Origin of the sequence: Brucella tritici, from assembly GCF_902825325.1 — a bacterium.
Classification (GTDB): Bacteria; Pseudomonadota; Alphaproteobacteria; order Rhizobiales; family Rhizobiaceae; genus Brucella.
In genome coordinates this window covers 1-383 of the sequence record NZ_CADEAR010000082.1, presented here as the reverse complement: position 1 = coordinate 383, position 383 = coordinate 1, and the positions used below count along the sequence as shown (strand labels likewise).

The window sequence follows — 383 nt, the reverse complement described above, 5'->3', positions numbered from 1 at the left end:
TATGGGAAAGTTCATTGCGATTCATAAGCTCACCCACTTTCAGGACGAGGCGACGGACCAGCGTGAATGGGGATTTAGGCTTATCTGCGAAGGGCAGGCTGAACTGGAGCGCATTATTATTGAAACCATCGAGCAGAAAAGGCCGATGGTTCGTTTCGTCGAGCAGTTCTTCGGTCAGCTTGTCGACTGGCTCCGCCGCAATAAACTGAAGCCAGCATACCAGCCTCTTGTGTCGTTGTTCCAGGACATTGCCGAAAAGAACATGCCATTTGGTCCGGGCATGACCTTTATCAATCCCGTCGAACACCGCTATGTCTATTGCGTGAACTCTGCTCACACAGACTTCGGCATTCATAAAAAGCGCATCAAGACCCTGCTTGCTT

1 pseudogene is annotated in these 383 nt (G+C 50.4%); it reads left to right on the top strand.

What is annotated here, in order from left to right:
- A pseudogene (locus tag HWX93_RS22760) lies at positions 1-383 on the top strand (hypothetical protein); the annotation flags it as partial.